This window comes from Fretibacter rubidus (assembly GCF_041429785.1).
In the GTDB taxonomy this organism is placed as follows: Bacteria; Pseudomonadota; Alphaproteobacteria; order Caulobacterales; family Maricaulaceae; genus Fretibacter; species Fretibacter rubidus.
Map to the genome: position 1 here is coordinate 658,404 of NZ_CP163423.1, position 23,029 is coordinate 681,432.

Genomic DNA, 23,029 nt, shown 5'->3' on the forward strand with positions numbered 1-23,029 from the left:
GATGGCTAAGACTAAAAATCCACGCCGCGTAGCGGACAACGAAGCGCGCGCAAAGCTGCGCATGATCCGGATCAGCCCAATTAAGCTGAACTTGGTTGCGCAACTTATTCGCGGTAAAAAAGTCGACAAGGCTTTGGCTGATCTGGAATTCTCGCATAAGCGTATTTCTGGCGACGTTAAAAAGTGTCTTGAGAGCGCAATCGCTAATGCCGAAAACAATCACGGTCTTGATATTGATAATCTTATCGTGTCTGAGGCTTATGTCGGCAAGAACTTGGTCATGAAGCGTTTCCGCGCTCGTGCTCGTGGTCGTGGCGCCCGTATCCTAAAGCCGTTTTCAGAGCTGACAATTGTCGTTCGCGAAGTCGCAGACGTAGAGGAGGCCGCGTAATGGGTCAGAAGATTAATCCAATTGGCCTGCGCCTCGGTATTAACCGCACATGGATGTCACGTTGGTATGCCAACACGGCTGAATATGGCGATTTATTGCACCAAGACTTGGCTATCCGCAACTTCTTGGAAGAAGAGCTAAAGCAAGCCTCTGTGTCACGCATCGTTATCGAGCGTCCTCACAAAAAATGCCGCATCACAATCTTCACGGCACGTCCGGGTGTTGTGATTGGTAAAAAAGGTGGCGACATCGAGAAGCTCCGCAAAAAAGTGGCTGAAATGGTCGACGGCGAAGTGTTCATCAACCTTGTTGAAGTGCGTAAGCCTGAAGTTGACGCTAACTTGGTCGCCGAAGGCATCGCGCAGCAGCTAGAGCGCCGCATGTCTTTCCGCCGCGCCATGAAGCGGTCTATGCAGTCTGCTATGCGCATGGGCGCAGTGGGTTGTAAGATTAAAGTTGGTGGTCGTCTCGGCGGTGCAGAAATTGCGCGTATCGAGCAGTACCAAGAGGGCTCCGTGCCTTTGCACACAATGCGGGCTGATATTGACTACGGCACAGCGCGTGCGCTGACGGCTTACGGCATTATCGGTATCAAAGTATGGATCAACAAAGGCGAAATCCTAGAGCATGACCCATATGCACATGAAAAACGTATGACGAACCAGGCTGATTCAGGTGGTGGACGTCGCGACAACCGTGGTCCTCGTGGGGACCGTGGTGGTGATCGCGGCGGACGCGGTCGGAACTAGTCGGTAGGTAAAGAGAAGCACAATGTTACAGCCAAAACGTACCAAATTCCGTAAAGCCCATAAGGGCCGGATCAAAGGTGTTGCCAAAGGCGGCACAGCTTTGACTTTCGGCTCTTACGGCTTGAAAAGCCTAGAGGCAGAACGCGTTACTGCACGCCAAATCGAAGCGACACGTCGTGCGATTACCCGTCACATGAAGCGGGCTGGTCGTGTGTGGATTCGCATCTTCCCTGATGTTCCCGTGACGAAAAAACCAACCGAAGTCCGTATGGGTAAAGGTAAAGGTTCCGTCGAGTTTTGGGCCTGTAAGGTCAAGCCCGGCCGGATCATGTTTGAAATTGACGGCGTGTCTGATGCTGTTGCCCGTGAAGCGTTGCGCCTTGGTGCGGCTAAGCTTCCTGTGCGCACAAAAATCGTCACACGTCCTGGCGAGCAATAGGAGCACGTTATGTCAAAAACGATTGATATGCGGGCTATGTCCGCCGACCAAATGAACGAGAAGCTAATCGAGCTTAAGAAAGAGGCGTTTAACCTCCGCTTTCAAAAGGCAACTGGTCAGCTAGAGAAGACCGCCCGTGTGCGTGAAGTGCGCCGCGATATTGCGCGTCTTAAAACGATTATGGCCGAAAAAAAGGCCGCTGCCCCTAAAGCAGCCGGTTAAAGGAGCCCGCAATGCCAAGACGAATTCTGCAAGGCCAAGTGGTCTCTGATAAAGGTGATAAAACGGTTGTGGTTAAGGTCGAACGGACCTATCTACACCCTCTTTTGAAAAAGACTGTGCGCCGGACTAAACGCTACCATGCACATGACGAAACAAATTCAATCAAATCCGGTGACACCGTTCGCATTCGTGAATGTCCACCCCGGAGTAAACTCAAGCGGTGGGAAGTGTACACGGATTAATCATCTGATTAATCGTTACACCAACCCTCTTTAACAAGGAGACGTCTCATGATCCAAATGCAGACAAACCTAGATGTCGCCGATAATTCAGGCGCCCGCCGCGTTCAGTGCATTAAAGTGCTGGGTGGTTCTAAACGTCGTTACGCCCATGTTGGCGATACGATTGTTGTTTCTGTCAAAGAAGCAATCCCACGCGGTAAAGTGAAAAAAGGCGACGTGCGTCGTGCGGTTGTCGTGCGCGTGCGCAAGGACATTATCCGTCGTGACGGCTCTGTCATTCGTTTTGACGGCAATGCGGCTGTCATCATCAACAATAACGGCGAGCCGATTGGCACACGTATTTTTGGCCCAGTTCCCCGTGAACTACGTGCGAAAAATCACATGAAAATCGTCTCACTCGCTCCAGAGGTGCTATAGTCATGGCAGCTAAGATTAAAAAAGGCGACATGGTTATCGTGCTCGCTGGTAAAGACAAAGGCCGCAAGGGCGAAGTCTTGAAAGTCTTCCCAAAGGAAGAACGCGTCATCGTCAAAGGTGTTGCTATGGTGAAGCGCCACACGCGCGCGACCCAGGCTGATCCTGAAGGCGGTATTAAGCAGTTTGAAGCGGCGATACACGTGTCCAATGTGTCACTGATTGACCCGAAAACGTCCAAGCCAACCCGTGTTGGTTTCAAAACCCTGAAAGACGGTAAAAAAGTCCGCGTGGCTTTGAAGTCTGGGGAGGTCATCGATGTCTAAACCATATGAACCCCGCCTATCGGTTGTTTACCGCGACGAAATTCGTGCCAAGCTAAAAGAACAGTTTGGCTATAAAAATGACATGCAGATTCCCCGCGTTGAAAAAGTTGTTCTGAACATGGGTCTCGGCGAAGGTGTCGGCGACAAGAAAAAAGTCGAAGCCGCCATTGCAGAGCTAGAGCTGATCGCAGGTCAAAAAGTTGTACGCACAGTGGCCAAAAAATCTATCGCGGGCTTTAAGCTTCGCGACGGCATGGTTATTGGTGCAAAAGTAACACTGCGCCGCGACCGCATGTATGAATTCCTTGACCGTCTGTGCAACATCGCACTGCCGCGTGTTCGGGATTTCCGCGGCGTGAACGCCAAATCATTTGACGGCAATGGCAATTATGCCATGGGCCTGAAAGAACATATCGTATTCCCAGAAATCGACTATGATAAAGTCGAAACTATGCGCGGTATGGATATCGTGGTGCAAACAAGCGCCAAAACTGATGAAGAAGCCAAAGTACTGTTGGCAGAGCTTGGATTCCCTTTCCCCAAAGGTAAGTAATTACCGGGGGACGAAATCCTAAGTTTACGCAACAGACAAAGCAGGGTCGGAATGAACCGTACCTTGCAACTCAAGGAGACTTAAATGGCTAAAGTAAGTGCTATTGAGCGCAATCTTAAGCGTCAAGAATTAGTGGCGAAATATGCCGCTAAGCGTGCGCTATTAAAAGATATCGCCCGTAATAAAGACCTGCCCGTGGAAGAGCGCTTTGCTGCGCAGCTGAAGCTGGCTGATCTGCCGCGTAATTCTGCGCCGTCACGCGTTCGCAACCGGTGCCAAGTCACGGGGCGTCCGCGCGGTTATTACCGCAAGATGAAAATGTCTCGTATCGCGCTTCGCGAACTTGGCAGCCAGGGCCTTGTCCCTGGTCTTGTGAAATCAAGCTGGTAGGAGGGTCGCATGTCATTCTCAGATCCACTCGGCGATATGCTCACACGTATCCGTAACTCTCAAATGCGCTCTCGCAGCACATGCCTAACACCTGCATCAAACCTTCGCGGTCGCGTGCTTGACGTTTTGGCTGATGAGGGTTTCATCAAAGGCTATGCAGAAACCGAAGTTGACGGTTTTCGCGCCTTTGAAATCCAGTTGAAATACTTCGAAGGCGAAGGCGTCATCCGCGAAATCAAGCGCGTGTCAAAGCCTGGCCGTCGTGTCTATTCATCCGCAAAAAGCATTCCGCAAGTCCGCAATGGTCTCGGTATCGCGGTTCTCTCTACACCCAAGGGTGTTATGAGCGACCACGCTGCTCGTGAAGCCAATGTCGGCGGCGAAATCCTGTGTCACGTAAGCTAGGCGGGGGAGAGAACTATGTCACGTATTGGTAAACAGCCTGTCACGATCCCAGCCGGCATCACTTTGACCCAAACAGGTCAAGCGGTCACGGTTAAGGGGCCAAAAGGCGAACTTAACTTCACATTGCCAGATGCCGTCACAGGTAAACTCGACGGCGACCAGTTTACTGTGTCACCCGTTGAAGGCGAAAAAACAGCGAAAGCGATGTGGGGCATGGCCCGCACAATGGTCTTTAACATGATTGAAGGCGTCACAAACGGCTTTAAAAAAGAGCTAGAGCTTCGCGGTGTTGGTTACCGGGCTGCGATGAAGGGTAATGACCTTTCACTACAGCTTGGCTATTCGCACGATATTGATTACACGCCACCCGCGGGTATCAAAATCACGGCACCAAAGCCAACAGAAGTCATCATTGAAGGCATCGATAAACAACAGGTCGGTCAAGTCGCCGCGGAAATCCGCAGCTTCCGTAAGCCAGAGCCCTATAAAGGCAAAGGCGTTCGCTATGTTGGCGAATATGTCCGTTCTAAAGAAGGTAAGAAGAAGTAGTCATGAAATCTGCACGTAAATTAATGCAGCGTCGGGCTCAACGCGTTCGCCGCCGTCTCAAGAAAAACTCAAATGGACGTCCGCGTCTATCCGTCTTCCGCTCTGATAAGAACATCTCTGTTCAAATCATTGATGATGCACAGGGCGTAACACTCGTCTCTGCATCAACGCTTGAAGACAAAAAGGCCAAAGGCTCTGATGTCGAAGCCGCAAAGCGCATTGGCAAGCTTATTGCCGAGCGCGCAAGCAAGGCCAAAGTCACAGACGTTGTCTTTGACCGCGGACCTTATCTTTATCATGGTCGTGTGAAGGCCTTAGCAGATGCGGCGCGTGAAGCCGGTCTGAAATTCTAGGAGTTACCCATGGCACGCCGTGAAGATAACCGCCGCGATAAGCGCGATGAAGAACAAAATGAATTTGTCGACCGTTTGGTCCACATTAACCGCGTTGCGAAAACCGTAAAAGGTGGTCGCCGCATGGGCTTTGCCGCTCTTGTGATCGTGGGCGACGAAAATGGTCGTGTTGGCTTTGGTAAGGGTAAGGCGCGCGAAGTGCCAGAAGCCATCCGTAAGGCAACAGAAGAAGCCAAAAAGACAATGATCCGCGTCCCTCTTCGTGAAGGTCGCACAATCCATCACGATATGCGCGGCCGTCACGGCGCGGGCAAAATCCTGATGCGTTCGGCCCCTCCCGGGACTGGCGTGATTGCAGGTGGTCCAATGCGTGCCGTTCTTGAATGCCTCGGCGTGCAAGACGTGGTTGGCAAGTCTTTGGGTACATCCAATCCATATAACATGGTGCGGGCAACATTTGATGCATTGAAAGCGGCCGAAAGCCCGCGCTCAATTGCAAATAAGCGCGGCAAAAAAGTCGGTGACATTGTGACCCGTCGTCAAGACGGTGCAAGTGCACCAGACGCAATTGAAGCGTAGAGAGCAGATCATGGCTAAGAGCAAAACATTGAAAGTCCGTCAGACGGGTAGCCCCATCCGCCGGAACGACAAGCAGCGTCAGACCTTGATTGGTTTGGGCCTGAATAAAGTTGGCCGCGTGCGCGAACTTGAAGACACACCGTCTGTACGCGGTATGATCAACAAGATTTCCCACATGGTTGAGATTGTAGAAGAGTAGATAAGCCTTCGGGCTGAACTCCCCTTATTTCGGGGATGGAGACGAAAATGCGTTTGAACGAACTCAGTGATAATCCTGGCGCTACTAAGGACCGCATCCGTGTGGGCCGTGGTATCGGCTCAGGCAAAGGTAAAACCGGTGGCCGCGGTGTCAAAGGTCAAAAGTCACGCTCTGGTGTGGCGATTAAGGGCTTTGAAGGCGGTCAAATGCCAATTCACATGCGCCTGCCAAAACGTGGCTTTAACAAGCCAAACCGCAAGCGTTATGCAGAACTGTCTATCGCAACGCTTAACCGCGCGATTGAATCTGGCAAGATTGACGGCAAGGCTGATTTAGACGCAACAGCGTTGATTGCAGCCGGCGTTATCCGCCGTGCGCATGACGGTGTTCGCCTTATCGGTGGTGGTAAGCTATCAAAGCCGCTTAAGTTGGTGGTTGCGGGTGCAACGCCTGGTGCGACAAAGATTGTTGAAGACGCCAAAGGCACGGTCACGATTTCAGGTGACAAAGTCATGAAGGGCACAAAAGTTGAGGGCGCTGAGAAACCTGCTAAAGCGGCTAAGCCTGCCAAGGTTGAGCCAAAAGCGAAAGCGGCTCCCAAAGCTGAGGCAAAGACTGAAGCAAAGCCGAAAGCTGCGCCAAAAGCTAAAGCGGCTAAATCAGACGAATCTGAATACCTCACCGTCACGCGTAAATATGACGCTGACGCTGACGAAGCTGTTGTCACCAAGATTGAAAAATATCTGGGCGCGTCGCTAAAGAATAAAGACGCTAAATATGTTGCGTGTTCTGACGAGACAGAGCTTGAGACGATTGTCAAAGGCTTCATGAAAAAGAAAATGGGCATTGATGACAAAGACGCTGCGATGGAAAAAGTCAAAGCGGTTTGCACAACAATGAAACCCACACGCATGAAAAACCGCGTAACATTCTACTACTTGCTGGCTAAGGCCGAAGGCAAGCTAGGCGAATTTTAAACTATGTATCGGGGGAACCCGGTCTGTAATTAAATAATGGGAAGTCTGGTTCTTTGGGCCGGACTTCCTATATTGTTTGCTTATACCGCTCGCTTGACCTTACGTCTGGAGCGAAGCACAGAGAAGAAACGGGATCCGCATGGCCTCAGCGTCCGAACAACTCGCAAGCAATATGAATTTGTCAGCCTTTGGTAAAGCCAAAGAACTGCAACAGCGTTTGCTCTTTACCCTCCTTATTTTGATCGTTTACCGCATCGGTACCTATGTCCCGATCCCTGGGATTGATTTGGACAAGTTCCAAGCCATTTTTGCGGCGGGTAATGACGGCGATGGCGGCGGAGGTTTGCTCATTCGTCTGAATATGTTTGCGGGCGGCGCGGTTGAACGCCTCGCTATTTTCGCGCTTAACGTGATGCCCTATATTTCGGCCTCGATTATTATGACGCTGATGAAGGGGTCTATCCCGTCTTTGAAAGAATTGAATAAAGACGGCGAGCAGGGTCGCAAGCAAATCAACCAATATACGCGCTATTTGACTGTATTTTTGGCCGCGTTCCAAGCTTTCGGTATTTCCCGCGCCTTAGGGGCGCAAGGCGTTGTGATTAATCCTGGCCTTTTCTTTGATGTCTCCACTGTAATTACATTGGTGGGCGGTACAATGTTCCTGATGTGGTTGGGTGAACAGGTTACGGCCCGTGGTGTTGGTAATGGCGTCTCTTTGATTATTATGGCAGGTATTGTGGCGGAACTGCCGCGCGCGATTTTCCAAGTCTTTAGCTTGAACGAAAAAGGCTCGCTTTCAGGTTATCTGGTTATGGGTGTCCTCGTTATGTTTGTCGCGCTTACGGCGCTTATCGTTTATGTCGAACGCGCGCAACGACGGTTGCTGGTGCAATATCCCAAGCGGCAAATGGCAGGCGGCAAGACCTTTGGCGGCGAGAGCAGCTTTATGCCGCTTAAGCTGAACACGGCTGGTGTTATCCCGCCCATTTTTGCAAGCTCACTTCTTTTGCTGCCTGCAACGGCGGGTGCAATGTTTGCTGGTAGTGCTGGCGGCGGTGGAGGCGGTATTATGACCAATCTGCTGGCTTATCTGGGGTACGGTTCCCCGACTTATCTGGTGCTCTACGGCCTATTGATTATCTTCTTCTGTTACTTCTATGTGCCCTATGTCTTCCAACCTGATGATGTGGCGGATAACCTGCGTAAAAACGGCGGCTTCCTGCCGGGTATTCGTCCCGGGGATCGCACAGCAGAATATCTCACATATGTCTTGTCTCGTTTGACCTTTATCGGTGCGATTTATGTGGCCTTTGTTTGTGTGTTGCCAGAGTATGTTATCGCGCAGAACAAGCAGATCCCGCCGTCTGTCGCCATGCTAATCGGTGGTATGAGCTTGCTGATTTTGGTGTCTGTAACATTGGATACTGTGGCGCAAATTCAGTCACATTTGATTGCGCACCAATATGAGGGACTGATTAAAAAGTCCCGCATGCGTCGCCGCAAAAAATAAGACACCGCGCGAGACGATCTAGGGGACCGCTATGAACATTATCCTTTTTGGACCACCCGCTGCCGGTAAAGGCACCCAAGCCAAGCGCCTTGTGGAATCGCGCGGCCTTGTGCAGTTGTCTACAGGTGACATGCTTCGCGCGGCAAAGAAATCCGGGACGGAGCTTGGCCTGAAAGTGGCGGGTATTATGGACCGCGGCGATTTGGTATCGGATGAAATTGTTATTGCCCTGATCGAAGAGCAGCTGGACATGCACCCCAATGCGAATGGTTTTATCTTTGACGGATTTCCGCGTACTGTACCCCAGGCCGAAGCGCTTGATAGCGTATTGGCCAAACACGGCACACAAGTCGACGGTGTCGTGCGCCTGTGCGTCGATGACAGCGCCTTGATGGAACGGGTCACGAAACGATTCGCCGAAGAGGGCCGCAAGGATGATAATCCAGAGAGCTTTAAAATTCGTCTGGGGAATTACAACGAACAAACCGCGCCGCTACTGCCGTTTTACTCGGCCCAGGGTAAACTGACTGAAATTGACGGCATGGCGAGCCCGGATGAGGTTAGCGCGTCAATTGCTAATGTGCTGAATGCGAATGGCAAAGGCAAACCCGCCGCTAAAAAGGGGTTTTTCGCCCGTTTATTTGGTGGGTAAGCACCCAATAGAGGAGTCTGTCCATAAAGGTGCAGATTCTTCGCAGATTCAAGGCTAGGGGTGCTTGACGCCGCTATCCACTAGGACTAAGACACCGCTTTCGCGGATGTCTAACGACAGTTCCGCTGCTTTCGCGCGGCGAAATTTGATATAGTCGCAAAGCTCCAATATCGGGGCCGAATGCGAGGATTTTTAAGGAGGCCGATTGTGGCACGTATTGCGGGTGTAAATATCCCTACGAATAAGCGCGTTGTTATCGCGCTGACTTATATTTTCGGTATTGGCCCAGCCAAGTCGAAGCAAATTTGCGACACAGTCGGTATTGCCGCTGAGCGTCGTGTTATGGATTTGACAGACCAAGAGGTCCTAAAAATCCGTGAAACAATCGACGCCGAATTTATGGTTGAAGGTGACCTTCGCCGTGAACGGTCACAAAACATCAAACGCTTGATGGACATGGGTAACTACCGTGGTCTGCGTCATCGTCGCGGTCTTCCTGTTCGGGGACAACGCACACACACTAACGCTCGTACTCGCAAAGGCCCCGCAAAGGCCATTGCTGGTAAGAAGAAGTAGAGGGTCTCATGGCTAAAGAACCAGGCCGCGTTCGCCGCGCCGACCGGAAAAATATCACATCTGGCGTTGCGCATGTGAATTCCACCTTTAACAACACAATGATCACCATCACAGATGCCCAAGGCAATACTGTTGCATGGTCATCTGCGGGTAACATGGGTTTCAAAGGGTCGCGTAAGTCGACACCTTATGCTGCTCAGGTTGCTGCTGAAGAAGCGGGCAAAAAAGCGCAAGATCACGGCATGACAACATTGGAAGTCAATGTAAACGGTCCAGGATCTGGACGCGAATCTGCTGTGCGCGCCTTGATGGCAACTGGCTTTACGATCACAACAATTCGTGACGTAACACCGATGCCGCACAATGGTTGCCGCCCACCAAAGCGTCGCCGCGTATAATATCTGGCCATTGGCCCACAGGTGCGGGTTCGCCCGCGCCATATGACTTTACAGGCGCCTTCTCAATGTTTTGAGAACGCGCCGTTCGACCTTAGAGGTACACCGTGATTGAAAAAAACTGGCAAGAACTAATTCGCCCGATCAACCCGGAAATCATGCCGGGCCGTGATCCAATCCGTAATGCAACTATCGTTGCTGAACCGCTAGAGCGCGGCTTTGGTATGACACTGGGTAATGCGCTTCGCCGCGTGCTGTTGTCGTCACTACAGGGCTCTGCTGTCTCTGCTGTTCAAATCGACGGTATCGTCCACGAATTTACATCTATTCCTGGTGTGCGCGAAGACGTCACCAACATCGTGCTAAACCTTAAAGGTCTGGCTGTGCGCATGCACGCCGAAGGCCCAAAGCGGTTGCTTTTGAAGAAAACAGGATCCGGCCCCGTCACAGGCGCCGACATTGAAGAAACAGCGGACGTTGAAATCCTTAACCCAGAGCACGTGATTTGTACGGCTGATGAAGATGCTGATATCCGTATGGAACTCACCGTCACAACCGGCAAAGGCTACGTCGCTGCCGCTGATAGCCGTCCAGAAGACGCACCGATTGGTATGATTTCGATTGACGCGCTTTATTCGCCCGTCAAACGCGTCGCTTACCGTGTCGAAGACACACGCGAAGGCCAAGTGCTTGATTATGATAAGCTGCTGATTGATATCGAAACAAATGGTGCGGTGACGCCTGAAGACGCGATTGCTGTTGCTGCGCGTATCTTGCAAGACCAATTCCAAGTGTTCGTGAACTTTGACGATCCGGAAGATAGCGCGCGTGATGACAGCAAGCCAGAGCTTGACTTCAACCCCGCACTTCTGCGTAAAGTCGATGAGCTTGAATTGTCTGTGCGCTCTGCCAACTGCTTGAAAAACGACAATATCGTTTACATTGGTGATTTGATCCAAAAGTCCGAAGCCGAAATGCTACGGACGCCAAACTTTGGTCGTAAGTCGCTGAACGAGATTAAAGAAGTTCTCGCGGCTATGGGTCTGCACCTTGGCATGGACGCGCCAAATTGGCCGCCAGAAAATATCGAAGAGCTTGCTAAAAAATATGATGACCACATCTAGGTCAAATTGAATTACTAGGCTGCGGCCTGACTTAAATAAGAGGATAAAGCCATGCGTCATAAAATGGCCCACCGTAAATTAAACCGCACAGCAAGCCACCGTAAGGCTATGTTTGCGAATATGTCTGCCGCGCTTATCGAGCATGAGCAGATTGTCACGACACTCCCCAAAGCCAAAGAGCTTCGCCCAATCGTGGAGAAGCTTGTAACGCTCGCCAAAAAAGGTGACTTGGGCTCACGTCGTCTGGCGGTTGCTCGCACGCGCGACAAAGCAATGACAAAGAAATTGTTCGACGTTCTCGGCCCGCGTTATGCTAACCGTCCCGGTGGCTATATCCGCATCATGAAAGCGGGTTTCCGTTACGGCGATAACGCGCCAATGGCTGTCATCGAGTTCGTTGACCGCGACGAGAGCGCCAAAGGCGCCGTCGACCGCGCCCGCGAAGAGGCATCAGCCGACGCATAAGCGTTCCGCGACACAGATCACAAAAACCCCGCCCGTCAAAAGGCGGGTTTTTTTGTGGGCTGGGTGGGGGCGGTTTACTTGAGAGCGTCAAGGTGCGGCTGAATGGCCGCGATTCCACGGTTCATATGTTCATTGAGCCAAGAAATCGCTTCGGGCCACTTGGCTTCGTTGTAGCTATCAAAACTAATTTCATAAGAAATACGACGAGATTTATAGTCATCAAGGCGCAGCCAAATAAGGGGTGCACCAAAAGCTGCGTCGATATTCGCCTGTTCAGCTTGGAGGGCATCAAAGGCGTGCTTGTTATATTCAGTGGCGGCGTTCGCTATATTGAGATCATAACGCAATTTGTCTTTTAAAAAATGGAACTGATGATTTACGCCAGAATGACCTGTTGCACCTGATAGCCAGTGATCAACACCCGCTGAACGATTTTGAAATACGGAAGCTGCGCTATCTGTTAATTTCGGTAGGAGAGCTGACCAAAACCGCTTCCTTAGGATATGACGGTCTGAATTACGGGATCGATCTTGGTTCTCTTCTGATTTTTTGCGTCCGACACGCACCATATATTCTTGGGCTTCAATAGGCGGTATCACCTGCTCGACATTGATCAGAATATTGTCGTTATGGCTATAGGGCGTGATGCGCATGCATTTTATATTAATACCATGGTCAATCATCCAAAGGGCGGTCGCGGTTACTTCATTGCGAAAGCGCGCCGCTGTAAGAATTACCCGTTGGCCCGACCCTTCGTTGAGGTCGATATCCGATAGGTCCTCGACGCCCAGAAATTCGGCAATACGGTCAGCTGCATTGGCCTCGTTGTCGCCGATACTTTGCAAATACTCATTATGGATTTTCACGATTTCCGCTTTGGAAAGTGATGAACAATAAGCTGCATACTTCATTGCTTGCCAAACCACATCACGACCAGAATCGTCCAGTTTATTTTCGATAATCACGAGTTGCCCTGCCTTATCAATGGCAAGAACATCAAGACGTTCACGCGTGTCGCGCCAACCATCAAATTCCTCTTGAATGATGAGAAGGTCTTCGCCCAACATCGCAGGAAAGTCTAAAATCCATTTTTGCAAGTGATTACGTTCGCTCAAGTTTAAACTTGAAAAGCTGCGTTGTTCGAGTTGTTTTACGGTGTTGGTGGTTTCGTCTAAAATAAGCATTACCTACCAAAGCACGAAACCAAAAGATTGCAAGAGTTTCTTTTAATCGCCGCAAGGGATTGCGTATTTGCAATTTGCCATGTCGTTCGAAATTGCCAACTGCTAATGGCAAAATCCATATTACCCCCTTATGCCGTCTGCGCCTTTCGATTAAGCTACATCATGCACTTATCGATTTTAAAGCCTGTTTTACTCGTCATTACCCTCCTCGCCCTAGTTGCTTGCGCCTCGCCGAAACCCGCCGTTGATTTTGACGCTATTCTGACGGCTGAGGATATTGAACCCGAACGCGCCGCCCTTCTTATTGTAAGACCCAGCGACGGCAAGACTTGGTCACATGGTGGCGCGCGTCTTGACTCGCGCTTTGTGGCGGCCTCAACATCTAAAATCCCGCATAGCTTTATCGCGTTGGAAAACGGCTATGTCACGGGGCCGGATATGGTGTTTACATGGGACGGGACAGAGCGTTGGGCGAGCAGTTGGAACCAAGACCAGACTATGCGCCAGGCATACGCACGGTCAGCCGTATGGGTGTTTCAAGACATTGCGCGCACATTGGGGCCCGCGGTAATGGGCGACGGTTTGCGCGACTTTGATTACGGCAATCATGATATCGGCGGGCCCGATGATCTGACGACTTATTGGTTGTCAGGGCCGTTAAAGATTTCCGCGCGCGAACAAGTGGCGTTTTTGACGAAACTGCATAATGAAACATTCCCGCTAAAACCGCAGACATATGCTGTTGGCAAAGCCATTATGAAAGCGGCGGGTGAGGCTAACCGTTACGCCAAAACGGGCTGGTATTACTCGGAAACTGCGCAAGACATCGGCTGGTACGTCGGTTGGCAGGAATATCCTACCCCTGACGGTGTGGGGGTCTATGTCTTTGCGTTTAACATGGATATGGATGACCGCGACGCCGACCCGCCCAAACGCATGCGCGCGGTGGATAGCGCCTTGACCGCATTGCGTCAGAGTGAACAGTGACGACACAAATGCAATAGTCTTGCGTCATCACTGTTAAGGTCTAAGCGGCCGCCAATACAGGCGCGAGCAGTGCGTCCAGCTTGCCGGCATCTTCTAGGTCAAACAGGTCGCTGGCCCCGCCGACATGGGTATCACCAATGAAGATTTGCGGCACCGTGCGGCGGCCGCCCGAACGCGCGATCATCTCTGCGGTTAAGGCGGGGTTATCGACAATGTCGAAATCGGTATAGGTCACGCCTTTGGCGGTCAGCAACGCTTTGGCCCGTTTGCAATAGGGGCAATAATCTTTGCTATAGAGGATGATTGTGTTGGTCATGATATTCCTTACTTATCTAATTGGTCAATAATTGGGTAAATCTCTGTTCGCAGGATTGCGATAAGCGGTAGATAGCATAATAAACCAATTGGTCAATAATAATCATATCACGCTTTCGTGAGCGTTGAATAAGATGCGTCGCGTCTGCTGGCACGTCTCCCCCGTAACAATGTCATGACCAATAAGACCCTTGATTTTCACGACATAGACCGCCGCATAAAATCCGCTAATGGCGGAGAGGCGTTAGCGCGCGCCGTAGAGGATATGCGACAGCTTGCCAAGACAGGGCATTTGGGGGCGGCCAATAATTACGGGACTTGCGCGCAATTTGGGCGCGGAACAGAAGAAGATATGGCCTGCGCGCGGCATTATTACGCCTTGGCCGCGCGCGGGAATGCGGCGCAGTCAGGACTGGCTGTGGCGCAATTTAACCTAGGTTTTATGTGGCTGCATGGTCTAGGCGGGGATAAGCGCGAAGCGACGGCGCACCGCTGGTTTATCATTGCTGCGGACGGCGGTGATACAGACGCGCTGACCCATTTGGGGCGTATGTCCATGACGGGGCAGGGATGTGCGCGCGATACGGCGGCGGGCTTTGCTTATTGGCGGCGCGGCGCTGACCTTGGTGACGGACGATGCGCGTTTAATCTCGGCGTGGCAACTGCTGGCGGTCATGCGGGTGAGGCGGATTTAAATGAAGGCCTGATGTGGTTTTATATCGCCAAAGCCCTTGGCGCAGACGGGGCAACTGCCGCGATTGCCAAGATTGAAGCGGTGTTAACAGGGCCCGAGATAGAGATTGCGAAGACCCGCGCAAGTCAGCTAGACTTTGCCCATGACAGACACGCCCAAAACACCTAAGGCCAAAACACCTAAGCCGCCCCGCAAACCGTTGCCTCAATGGCTCTCAACGGGCCTGTTGGCTGCCCTTTGGACGGCAGTGGGGGCTGGGTTTTTGCTCGGCTTTGGTGCTTGGTCAATGGGCATGCTGCCCAATATGATGATGGTTGTTCTGATGGGCGCTGTGCTTGTGCTAGGGGCGAGCCGATTGATACGGGCCTTTACAGGCGGGCTTAAGTTATCCGATTGGCGACTGCCCAAAACGCGGGCTGATTTTGGGCCGTTTGTGCATGTGGTTGCGCGCGTTATTTTCTGGCTATTGGCCGCCTATATCACAAGCAAAGCCATTGTGCCGATACAGTTCACCGCATCTGAGGCGGCCGAGATTAACGTAATTATTTGGGTTTGCGGCGGTTTTGCAGCGCTGATGTCACAGCTACCCAAAGCGTCGCGGCGGCGTCCTATGACGGTCTTTGCGTTGATTAGCGTGATATTTTTCACGGTGGAATTATCGCGTATCCATAGGTTTGAAGCGCCCAAAAACGCCGTTGTTTTGGCCGCGCCTTTCGCGGGTGATAGCTATGTGTTTCAAGGCGGGCCAAGCGCATTGCTGAGCCATCATTATCCGCATAAAAACCAAACTCACGCGCTAGATTTGGTAATATTGGATGATGATGGCCGGGCCTTGGCCGAAGGCGCAAATTGGCAAACAGATCCGTGTCTGGGCGTGCCGCTACTGGCCCCTGTTGCGGGTGTGGTTGTCGACGTCCAAACAGGGGTGGAGGATGATCCCGCGCTTAAAACACGCAAAGATCCCATCACAGGTAATCGCGTAATCATTGATAACGGGGCAGGGGCCTTTGTCATGCTCGCCCATGTGCAAAAAGGCAGTATGGCTGTGGCCAAAGGCGACGTCGTCACGGAGGGCCAAGTTGTCGGGGCCTGCGGTAATAGCGGCAATAGCTCCGGCCCGCATTTACATATCCAAGTACAAACAACGCCCACATTCGATGACCCAGATATTCGCTCGCTGCCGATGGCGTTTAAAAACACAGCCCGCTTTCGCGGCAGTAAAACACAATTGGGCGGTGCGCTGACCTACCGCCGCAATGACATCATGCGCGCGGTGGAATAGCCTGTGATAATCCCCAACCAACGGCCTTTATTCTCTATCCCCGACAGCCATGCCTATCTCAACACCGCCTATATGGGGCCGTTAATGCATGATGTCGTCACTGCCATGCAAAGCGGTATCGCAGAAAAGGTCGCGCCGTGGGATTATAAAGCGTCGCAATTTTTTGATGATGTCGCGACGGCGCGCGGCCTAGCCGCTAGGATTTTTGAAGCGCCTGCAGACTGTATCGCTATTGTCCCGTCCGCCAGCTACGGCATTCAAATCGCGGCTAATAACCTACCGCTGCGCGCGGATCAGCATGTCATCGTGCTAGAAGATCAATTCCCAAGCCATGTTTATCCGTGGCAGGATAAAGCCGCCAAGACAGGCGCGCGTGTGAATATTCTGCCGACCCCTGATGACGATGATTGGACGCGGGTGGTGCTAGAGGCGATTAACGCCAAGACTGCGATTGTCGCTGTGCCGCAAACCCACTGGTCAACGGGGGTAACATTGGATTTAGCCGCAATACGCGATGCCCTTGATGATGTTGGCGGCGCATTGGTTTTGGATTTGACACAGTCGCTGGGCGCGCAGCCGTTACATCTTGCGGATTGTCGCCCTGATTTTGCTGTGGCTGCGAGTTATAAATGGCTGCTGGGGCCTTACACCATGGGATTTTTATATTGCGATACGAAATGGCATGACGGCGCGCCATTGGAACATAATTGGATTAACCGCCAAGGCAGCGAAGATTTCACGGGGCTGACCCGTTACCAAGACCGCTTCCACGACGGCGCGGTGCGCTATGATATGGGCGAGAAGTCCAACCCTGTCTTGCTCCGCGGGGCGTCGGCGGCGATGGGCCAAATCCTCGATTGGGGGATTAAGAATATCGCAGAGACTTTGGCCGAGAAAACGGCAGTTATAGAGCGCGCGCTCGCGCCGCTTGGCTTGCACGCACCAAAGGCGGCGCGCGCCCCGCATTATCTTGGCCTGCGCCGCGCCACCGGTATTCCTGCGGGATTGTCAGAGGCGCTGGCAACGGAGCACATTTATATTTCTGTGCGCGGCTCGGCCATGCGCGTCACGCCGCATCTTTATACAACCGATGCGGATATAGCGCGTTTCATTGCTGCGGTGACGCGACGACTTTAGAGCGCACTGTAATTTCCGCGTGAAATGGCGCTTTTCTTGCGTTAGAAACGCTGTGGGGCGTCATTTGTGCCGCATTGGCACGACATCGTGTGGGAGGTCATATGACTTTATTCAAAGTAATTATTGCGGGCGCAATCGTTATGGGTACCGCAAGCGTGCCGTCAATCGCCAGCGCGCAAGACATGAGCCCTGTGCTACTTTTGGAAACAGGGCCGTCGGATAATCCGGATTACCGCCGCATGACCTTTACCAAATTTATCCAAGGTAATTACGTCACTGTCGCCTATAAATCCTACAACCGGTCAGAGTTTAAACAAGTGCGTGATACCACCCCGCAAGAGATGATCGACGCCTGTGCGCGGGGACAGTCCATGAGCTTGCGTGAGCTTGAAGCTTATGAGCGCGAGGAGCGCCGCCGCGAACAACGCGGAGAAGCGCCTGAAGTGAAAAGCTTTTGCATCAAAAATGTCCCGAATTGGGAGGCCGGCAATCGTAAGCGTTATTTAGATCCGATTTTTAATGGTATGCCTCATGCCAAGGATGTTAATTAGCCCGTCGGCGCGATTACGAGGCATCCCGATTTTAGGGACGCCAATGCACGGCACCCGCTATGCGCCCCTTCAAAATTAAAGCCTTTAATCCGTGCGCGGTATAATGTGCGCGGCCCCGCGCTTACGGGAATGACTTGTGCGCTGCCCCCCTTAATCAGGGCGCTGACCGCATCGATCTGCGCGCGGGCATCCATTTCCGTGCCAAAGGCTCCGATCTGTATGGCCCAGTTATTATCCATTTCTACACTTTGGATGGTGAGGTCTTGCCCTCCCGTGCTGATGACGACGGGCTTTGCATTACGGCCCCGCAACCGCACGGCGGTCGCGATTTTGGGCACGACTTTTTTGGGCACATCTTTGCGCACAACGATTTGACTTTGTTCTGGCGCGATAGAGACGATAGGCGCCACGCCTAGCACGTCAAAGCCGCGTTCAATCAAGTCTTGCATATGGCTGTCGCGTGATTTGCCTGTCGCCCCGCCCAGCACAATCGCGATGATACGCCGCCCGCCGCGCTCTGCTGAGATAATCAAGTTATAGCCAGAAGCACGGGTATAGCCTGTCTTAAACCCGTCTACACCTTGCAGCCACGGCAGCAGCGCATTGGTGTTTTTACGGGTCACGCCATTATAGGTGAAGGTCTCTAGCCCAAAATAAGGATAATATTGTGCGTGAGCTCGCAGGACATAATCAGCCAGCTTGGCCATGTCACGCGCGGTCGTAACCTGCGCAATATGCGGGAGGCCGTGGGGGTTTTTAAAGACTGTGCGGCTCATACCAAGTGACTGCGCTTTGGCCGTCATTTGAGCGGCAAAGCGCTCGACATCGCCGCCAATATGTTCCGCCAAAACGACAGCGACGTCATTGGCCGAACGAACGGTTAAGGCTTTTATCGCGTCTTCTACGCTGATCGTTTGGCCTTTGCGAAGGCCCAGCTTTCCAGGCGGTGTGGCGGCGGCAAATCGCGACGTCGTCATGCGCGTGGATAGCGTTATGTCGCCGCGGTCTAGCGCGTCAAAGGTCAGCACCAGCGTCATAACTTTGGTCAGAGAGGCCGGATAACGTAGCGCGTCAATTTGGCGGGCATGAATAACATCAAGTGTCTGCGCGTCGACAACGATTGAGGCGTAACGCCCATCCACAGCTTGCTCAGCCGCTGTTGAGGTCGGCACGGCGAGCGTTAGAACGCAGAGCAGAAGGATGAAACGCATGAACCACATAATGCGGGTCTATGCTGTGTCTCTTACGCAATGGTTAATATGGGTTAACCCTTCTGCCTATCCGCTGCATTTTGTCTGGTTTTTAGTGACCGCGCAAAGCTATGCACAGATAAGGCCTCCTTTTAGGCTGTCTTGCGTCACATTGCGCGGCGTGGCCCCCTTTTCATGGGGCGTATGACCCACTACCTTAAAGGCTATGAAGGATTTAGATTCTATATTATTTTCGCCATTGATGATGGCTGATCCGCCCGAGAAAGGCGGAGAAGGTGACAGCGATGAGGAACGCGGTGTCGCGACCAAAACGCGACCCAAGACCAAGAAACCGTCCATGTACCGCGTTTTGTTGATGAATGACGATTACACGCCGATGGAATTTGTCATTGACGTGTTGATGAAGGTTTTCAACAAATCCGCCGAAGACGCGACCCGCATTATGCTCAATGTGCATAAAAACGGAATCGGAGTTTGCGGCGTATTTACCTTTGAGATTGCGGAAACAAAAGTGACCCAAGTCATGAATGCCGCAAAACGCGCGCAGCATCCCCTGCAATGCACAATGGAGAAAGTATAATCGATTCCATTATGTTCATCCGCCAAAAACTACAGAGCGTGCGCTTGAATAGCGACTTAAGACCCCCACATATAGGTCTTGAAAGGATTTAATTATGGCATCGTTTTCCCCCATTTTGGAAGAGACCATTCACCGCGCCCTAACGGTCGCGAGTGACCGCAAACATGAATTGGCGACGTTAGAGCATCTGCTTTTTGCACTGCTGGATGACACAGACGCACAAGCCGTTATCAAGGCCTGTGACGTCGACATTGACGCGCTGCGCAGCGACATCGCGCAATATTTAGATGAGGATTTACAGAGCCTTGTCGTTGAAGAATTTGAAGAAGCCCGCCCGACGGCTGGATTTCACCGCGTAATTCAACGCGCCGTTATCCATGTCCAAAGCTCTGGCCGTGAAGAAGTGACAGGCGCCAATGCGCTCGTCGCGCTTTTTGCTGAGCGCGAGTCCCACGCCGTTTATTTCCTGCAAGAACGCGATATGACGCGTTATGACGCTGTGAATTATATCAGCCACGGTATCGGCAAAAACGGCGAAGCCAGTGTCTCTAAACCCATCATGGGCACAGGCCCAGACGGTTCGGGGCCAGAGGGCGATAAGAAATCTGACCCGCTGGAGAGTTACTGTGTTGATCTTAACGCCAAAGCCAAAGAAGGCGATATTGACCCCCTAATTGGCCGCGACCAAGAGGTCGAACGCTGCATTATGGTTCTATCCCGCCGCCGTAAAAACAACCCGCTTCTTGTGGGCGACCCAGGCGTTGGTAAAACAGCCATTGCCGAAGGCATTGCGCGCAAAATTATCGAAGGTGACGTGCCAGATGTGCTGGCGGACGCGACCATTTTCTCGCTTGATATGGGCGCGCTGTTGGCGGGTACGCGCTACCGTGGTGATTTCGAGGAACGGTTAAAAGCCGTGATGGAACGCCTGCAAGAGCTACCCCATGCTGTCTTGTTCATTGATGAAATCCACACCATTATCGGTGCGGGTGCGACATCGGGCGGCGCGATGGATGCGTCCAACCTGCTCAAGCCTGCTCTGCAATCGGGCAAGCTGCGGTGTATGGGATCCACGACCTATAAGGAATATCGTCAGCATTTTGAAAAAGACCGCGCCCTGTCGCGCCGCTTCCTCAAAGTGGATGTATCAGAGCCGTCCCCGGATGACGCCGTGAAAATCCTGCAAGGCCTTAAGTCTTATTTCGAGGAGTTTCATAACGTCAAATATACAGACGAAGCCATTCAAGGGGCCGTTGATTTGGCCGTTCGCCACGTTACAGACCGTAAATTGCCCGATAAGGCGATTGACGTAATTGACGAGGCGGGGGCGCGTCAACGCCTGATGCCAGAGAAAAAGCGCAAAAAAACGATTGGTATTGAAGACATCGAATTGGTAATTTCCAAGATCGCGCGCATTCCGCCGAAATCTATTTCGCGTGATGATGAGAAAGCGCTGAAATCGCTGGATTTGGATCTGAAACGCATGGTGTTTGGCCAGGACAAAGCGATTGAACAAGTCGCGGCGGCCGTCAAACTCGCCCGTGCGGGGCTGCGTGAGCCAAATAAGCCAATTGGTAGCTACCTTTTTGCGGGCCCAACAGGTGTTGGTAAAACGGAAGTAGCCAAGCAACTTGCCATGACGCAAGGCTTGGAACTGCTGCGCTTTGATATGTCTGAATATATGGAACGCCACACGGTGTCGCGCCTTATCGGTGCGCCTCCCGGCTATGTCGGTTATGACCAAGGCGGTTTGTTGACCGATCAAGTCAATCAGAACCCGCATTGTGTTTTGCTTTTGGACGAAATCGAGAAAGCCCATCCTGATATCTATAATATCTTATTGCAGATGATGGATAACGGCACGCTGACCGATACCAATGGCCGGACCATAGATTTCCGCAATGTCATTATTATCATGACGACAAATGCGGGCGCATCCGATGCCGCGCGGGCCGAGATTGGTTTTGGTCGCGGTCTGAAATCGGATGAAGCGGATGCGGCCATCCAGCGTTTATTTACGCCAGAGTTTCGTAACCGCCTTGACGCGATTGTGCATTTTGCGCCTCTGTCCGAAGATAATATCGCCCGCGTTGTCGATAAGTTCGTTATCCAATTGGAAGCGCAATTAACAGAGCGCAAGATTGAATTTGAATTGTCCAAGGGTGCAAATGCTTGGCTCGCAAAGAAAGGCTATGACAAACGTTACGGCGCACGTCCGCTCTCTCGCACAATCCAAGAATATATTAAAAAGCCGCTCGCGGATGAGATATTATTTGGCAAGCTCAAACAGGGCGGCTTGGTTAAGGTCGGCGTGGATAGGAAGAAGGAGAATCTGACCTTCAAGATTGTCCCGCCCGCCAAGAAAAAACTCAGCGGCCCCAAAGGCGGCAAAGGCCTCCCCGCGCCAAAACCGACTGAGGATGCTTAGCGGTTAAAATAGTTCCGCCAATGAGTTTTAGTGTAATGCCGACAGCCTATGGCTGTCGGTTTTTTTTGGCCTAATTCGGACGACGCATTAAATAGTATCGTTGCTGATAATAATGCGTATGGATCACCGCCACAAGGGCGGTGATGACGGCGCTCTCTCAACAAAATTCTACGTCATAGCCGAGCCTGTCTCGGCTATCCATGCGGTGCAATTACTTCATAGGCCTTATATCTTGATACATCATCTGCAGAGGCAAAACCTTCAACTGGATTACCGCCACAAGAGCGGTAATGGCGAAAGAGCGTAAATTTGTTTAAAAACTTATCGTTTTTCAATAAAATTCTTGACTTTAAGTCCTATGCGTTTAGCGTAAGTGCATCAGAGCTGTGCCAAGCTCTTCATTCATATGCTGTAAAGGAGCGCGATTATGTCAAACAATAAACCCCTCGATAGATTTAAATCGGCTGCGGCGACGGCCTTAACAGTGGGCGCGATTGCGGCCACTACGACAGCTTTCGCTCATGATGATAATCGCGATCGCAGCAACGACATTCAAGAAATTCACGACGTTACAGGCTTTGACAATATTGAAATTGTCGGTGTTTATGAGCTTGACGTGAAAGTCGGACCCGAGTTTTACGTCCACACGAGCGGCGCGGCCAAAGAGGTCGAAAACCTAAAAGTTTTTGTGCGCGGCGACACGCTTGTTCTGGATAATGAAAAACGCAAAAAGAAAATGAATAAACAACACGGCGTGCTTGTGACAATTACCATGCCGAGCTTGAACGGCCTTGATATTGTGGGGGTCGGAACGGGTGATATTTCAGGCGTGAAAGCCGATGATTTTACCCTGAACGTTAGCGGTGTTGGCGAGATGGATATTGCCGGTACTTGCGGATCGTTACGAGCAGAGGTTAGTGGCGTTGGTGATTTTTCGACGGCTGATCTGAAATGCAAAGATGTGAAAGCGGATTTGTCTGGCGTTGGACAGTTTACCGTCTATGCGTCCGAAAGCGCCGACGTCTCCGCCATGGGTATCGGAGAGATCGTTGTGCTGGGTAATCCAAAATCAATTGAAAAAAACAGTAATTTTATGTCCAAAATTCGGATTAAATAACGACATCAATTTTGACACAAAAAAGCCCGC

General features: G+C 51.7%; 32 protein-coding genes. 29 read left to right on the forward strand and 3 right to left on the reverse strand.

The genetic code is table 11. The features are described 5' to 3' along the window. Position 1: 1 nt before the first annotated feature. The 21 genes from rplV (at position 2) to rplQ (ending at position 11,513) form a co-directional block, all read left to right on the forward strand. Positions 2 to 391 (forward strand): 50S ribosomal protein L22, encoded by a 390-nt coding sequence (gene rplV / locus AB6B37_RS03145; RefSeq protein ID WP_371397452.1) that lies wholly within the window; start codon positions 2 to 4, stop codon positions 389 to 391. Then, complete coding sequence (gene rpsC / locus AB6B37_RS03150) at positions 391 to 1,140, forward strand: 30S ribosomal protein S3 (RefSeq protein ID WP_371397453.1); 750 nt, start codon at positions 391 to 393, stop codon at positions 1,138 to 1,140. Before rplV ends, rpsC begins: the two co-directional genes overlap by 1 nt. 22 nt (positions 1,141 to 1,162) lie before the next feature. Next, positions 1,163 to 1,579: a 50S ribosomal protein L16 gene (gene rplP / locus AB6B37_RS03155; RefSeq protein WP_371397454.1), complete on the forward strand. Its 417-nt coding sequence runs from the start codon at positions 1,163 to 1,165 to the stop codon at positions 1,577 to 1,579. 9 nt (positions 1,580 to 1,588) lie between these two features. After that, entirely contained in the window at positions 1,589 to 1,801 is a 213-nt protein-coding gene (rpmC, locus tag AB6B37_RS03160) for a 50S ribosomal protein L29 (protein ID WP_371397455.1), read from the forward strand. A gap of 11 nt (positions 1,802 to 1,812) precedes the next feature. Then, the gene (gene rpsQ / locus AB6B37_RS03165; protein ID WP_371397456.1) at positions 1,813 to 2,043 is read left to right on the forward strand and encodes a 30S ribosomal protein S17; all 231 of its coding nucleotides are present in this window, start codon (positions 1,813 to 1,815) and stop codon (positions 2,041 to 2,043) included. A gap of 48 nt (positions 2,044 to 2,091) precedes the next feature. Beyond that, the gene (gene rplN / locus AB6B37_RS03170; RefSeq protein WP_371397457.1) at positions 2,092 to 2,460 is read left to right on the forward strand and encodes a 50S ribosomal protein L14; all 369 of its coding nucleotides are present in this window, start codon (positions 2,092 to 2,094) and stop codon (positions 2,458 to 2,460) included. Positions 2,461 to 2,462: 2 nt separating this feature from the next. After that, the gene (gene rplX, locus AB6B37_RS03175) at positions 2,463 to 2,783 is read left to right on the forward strand and encodes a 50S ribosomal protein L24 (RefSeq protein WP_371397458.1); all 321 of its coding nucleotides are present in this window, start codon (positions 2,463 to 2,465) and stop codon (positions 2,781 to 2,783) included. Then, entirely contained in the window at positions 2,776 to 3,336 is a 561-nt protein-coding gene (rplE, locus tag AB6B37_RS03180; RefSeq protein ID WP_371397459.1) for a 50S ribosomal protein L5, read from the forward strand. Before rplX ends, rplE begins: the two co-directional genes overlap by 8 nt. An 84-nt stretch (positions 3,337 to 3,420) precedes the next feature. After that, positions 3,421 to 3,726, forward strand: a complete 306-nt coding sequence (gene rpsN, locus AB6B37_RS03185; protein ID WP_371397460.1) for a 30S ribosomal protein S14 — start codon at positions 3,421 to 3,423, stop codon at positions 3,724 to 3,726. Between the two features lie 9 nt (positions 3,727 to 3,735). Further along, positions 3,736 to 4,131 (forward strand): 30S ribosomal protein S8, encoded by a 396-nt coding sequence (rpsH, locus tag AB6B37_RS03190; RefSeq protein WP_371397461.1) that lies wholly within the window; start codon positions 3,736 to 3,738, stop codon positions 4,129 to 4,131. A 15-nt stretch (positions 4,132 to 4,146) separates the two neighbouring features. Beyond that, positions 4,147 to 4,680 carry a 50S ribosomal protein L6 gene (gene rplF / locus AB6B37_RS03195; RefSeq protein ID WP_371397462.1) on the forward strand — a complete coding sequence of 178 codons (534 nt, stop codon included), beginning with the start codon at positions 4,147 to 4,149 and terminating at the stop codon, positions 4,678 to 4,680. Between the two features lie 2 nt (positions 4,681 to 4,682). Beyond that, positions 4,683 to 5,033, forward strand: a complete 351-nt coding sequence (rplR, locus tag AB6B37_RS03200) for a 50S ribosomal protein L18 (protein WP_371397463.1) — start codon at positions 4,683 to 4,685, stop codon at positions 5,031 to 5,033. Positions 5,034 to 5,042: 9 nt separating this feature from the next. Then, positions 5,043 to 5,612 (forward strand): 30S ribosomal protein S5, encoded by a 570-nt coding sequence (gene rpsE / locus AB6B37_RS03205; RefSeq protein ID WP_371397464.1) that lies wholly within the window; start codon positions 5,043 to 5,045, stop codon positions 5,610 to 5,612. 10 nt (positions 5,613 to 5,622) lie between these two features. Beyond that, positions 5,623 to 5,811, forward strand: a complete 189-nt coding sequence (gene rpmD, locus AB6B37_RS03210; protein WP_371397465.1) for a 50S ribosomal protein L30 — start codon at positions 5,623 to 5,625, stop codon at positions 5,809 to 5,811. 47 nt (positions 5,812 to 5,858) lie between these two features. Then, positions 5,859 to 6,788 carry a 50S ribosomal protein L15 gene (rplO, locus tag AB6B37_RS03215; protein ID WP_371397466.1) on the forward strand — a complete coding sequence of 310 codons (930 nt, stop codon included), beginning with the start codon at positions 5,859 to 5,861 and terminating at the stop codon, positions 6,786 to 6,788. A 139-nt stretch (positions 6,789 to 6,927) separates the two neighbouring features. Beyond that, positions 6,928 to 8,301: a preprotein translocase subunit SecY gene (gene secY / locus AB6B37_RS03220; RefSeq protein ID WP_371397467.1), complete on the forward strand. Its 1,374-nt coding sequence runs from the start codon at positions 6,928 to 6,930 to the stop codon at positions 8,299 to 8,301. Between the two features lie 31 nt (positions 8,302 to 8,332). Further along, the gene (locus AB6B37_RS03225) at positions 8,333 to 8,953 is read left to right on the forward strand and encodes an adenylate kinase (protein WP_371397468.1); all 621 of its coding nucleotides are present in this window, start codon (positions 8,333 to 8,335) and stop codon (positions 8,951 to 8,953) included. Between the two features lie 207 nt (positions 8,954 to 9,160). Next, positions 9,161 to 9,529, forward strand: a complete 369-nt coding sequence (gene rpsM / locus AB6B37_RS03230; RefSeq protein WP_371397469.1) for a 30S ribosomal protein S13 — start codon at positions 9,161 to 9,163, stop codon at positions 9,527 to 9,529. An 8-nt stretch (positions 9,530 to 9,537) separates the two neighbouring features. Continuing rightward, positions 9,538 to 9,927, forward strand: a complete 390-nt coding sequence (gene rpsK / locus AB6B37_RS03235) for a 30S ribosomal protein S11 (RefSeq protein WP_371397470.1) — start codon at positions 9,538 to 9,540, stop codon at positions 9,925 to 9,927. A gap of 104 nt (positions 9,928 to 10,031) precedes the next feature. Further along, positions 10,032 to 11,048 carry a DNA-directed RNA polymerase subunit alpha gene (locus AB6B37_RS03240; protein WP_371397471.1) on the forward strand — a complete coding sequence of 339 codons (1,017 nt, stop codon included), beginning with the start codon at positions 10,032 to 10,034 and terminating at the stop codon, positions 11,046 to 11,048. 51 nt (positions 11,049 to 11,099) lie between these two features. Further along, positions 11,100 to 11,513 carry a 50S ribosomal protein L17 gene (rplQ, locus tag AB6B37_RS03245; protein ID WP_371397472.1) on the forward strand — a complete coding sequence of 138 codons (414 nt, stop codon included), beginning with the start codon at positions 11,100 to 11,102 and terminating at the stop codon, positions 11,511 to 11,513. Between the two features lie 74 nt (positions 11,514 to 11,587). On the opposite strand, the gene AB6B37_RS03250 is transcribed toward rplQ, so the two are convergent. Beyond that, positions 11,588 to 12,697, reverse strand: a complete 1,110-nt coding sequence (locus tag AB6B37_RS03250; RefSeq protein ID WP_371397473.1) for a DUF4268 domain-containing protein — start codon at positions 12,695 to 12,697, stop codon at positions 11,588 to 11,590. A 105-nt stretch (positions 12,698 to 12,802) separates the two neighbouring features. On the opposite strand from AB6B37_RS03250, the gene AB6B37_RS03255 reads away from it, so the two are divergent. Beyond that, the gene (locus tag AB6B37_RS03255; RefSeq protein WP_371397474.1) at positions 12,803 to 13,684 is read left to right on the forward strand and encodes a penicillin-binding transpeptidase domain-containing protein; all 882 of its coding nucleotides are present in this window, start codon (positions 12,803 to 12,805) and stop codon (positions 13,682 to 13,684) included. A gap of 40 nt (positions 13,685 to 13,724) precedes the next feature. Here the strand turns inward: AB6B37_RS03255 and grxC are convergent, their stop codons facing one another. After that, positions 13,725 to 14,000: a glutaredoxin 3 gene (gene grxC / locus AB6B37_RS03260; protein WP_371397475.1), complete on the reverse strand. Its 276-nt coding sequence runs from the start codon at positions 13,998 to 14,000 to the stop codon at positions 13,725 to 13,727. A 174-nt stretch (positions 14,001 to 14,174) separates the two neighbouring features. On the opposite strand from grxC, the gene AB6B37_RS03265 reads away from it, so the two are divergent. From AB6B37_RS03265 to AB6B37_RS03280, 4 genes are all read left to right on the forward strand, one after another. Next, the gene (locus AB6B37_RS03265; RefSeq protein ID WP_371397476.1) at positions 14,175 to 14,861 is read left to right on the forward strand and encodes a tetratricopeptide repeat protein; all 687 of its coding nucleotides are present in this window, start codon (positions 14,175 to 14,177) and stop codon (positions 14,859 to 14,861) included. Beyond that, positions 14,836 to 15,975: a M23 family metallopeptidase gene (locus AB6B37_RS03270; protein WP_371397477.1), complete on the forward strand. Its 1,140-nt coding sequence runs from the start codon at positions 14,836 to 14,838 to the stop codon at positions 15,973 to 15,975. The genes AB6B37_RS03265 and AB6B37_RS03270 overlap by 26 nt, the downstream gene beginning before the upstream one ends. A 3-nt stretch (positions 15,976 to 15,978) precedes the next feature. Then, positions 15,979 to 17,112, forward strand: a complete 1,134-nt coding sequence (locus AB6B37_RS03275) for an aminotransferase class V-fold PLP-dependent enzyme (protein WP_371397478.1) — start codon at positions 15,979 to 15,981, stop codon at positions 17,110 to 17,112. 101 nt (positions 17,113 to 17,213) lie between these two features. Next, positions 17,214 to 17,663 (forward strand): hypothetical protein, encoded by a 450-nt coding sequence (locus AB6B37_RS03280; protein WP_371397479.1) that lies wholly within the window; start codon positions 17,214 to 17,216, stop codon positions 17,661 to 17,663. Here AB6B37_RS03280 and AB6B37_RS03285 read toward each other — a convergent pair. Beyond that, a complete protein-coding gene (locus tag AB6B37_RS03285; RefSeq protein ID WP_371397480.1) occupies positions 17,660 to 18,883 on the reverse strand; it encodes a serine hydrolase in 1,224 nt (407 codons plus the stop codon). The genes AB6B37_RS03280 and AB6B37_RS03285 overlap by 4 nt on opposite strands. 232 nt (positions 18,884 to 19,115) lie before the next feature. Here AB6B37_RS03285 and clpS point away from each other — a divergent pair, with 232 nt between their 5' ends. The 3 genes from clpS (at position 19,116) to AB6B37_RS03300 (ending at position 22,999) form a co-directional block, all read left to right on the forward strand. Beyond that, a complete protein-coding gene (gene clpS, locus AB6B37_RS03290; RefSeq protein ID WP_371398401.1) occupies positions 19,116 to 19,454 on the forward strand; it encodes an ATP-dependent Clp protease adapter ClpS in 339 nt (112 codons plus the stop codon). A 94-nt stretch (positions 19,455 to 19,548) separates the two neighbouring features. Next, positions 19,549 to 21,882: an ATP-dependent Clp protease ATP-binding subunit ClpA gene (gene clpA / locus AB6B37_RS03295; protein WP_371397481.1), complete on the forward strand. Its 2,334-nt coding sequence runs from the start codon at positions 19,549 to 19,551 to the stop codon at positions 21,880 to 21,882. A 427-nt stretch (positions 21,883 to 22,309) separates the two neighbouring features. Beyond that, the gene (locus AB6B37_RS03300; protein WP_371397482.1) at positions 22,310 to 22,999 is read left to right on the forward strand and encodes a head GIN domain-containing protein; all 690 of its coding nucleotides are present in this window, start codon (positions 22,310 to 22,312) and stop codon (positions 22,997 to 22,999) included. Positions 23,000 to 23,029: the final 30 nt, after the last annotated feature.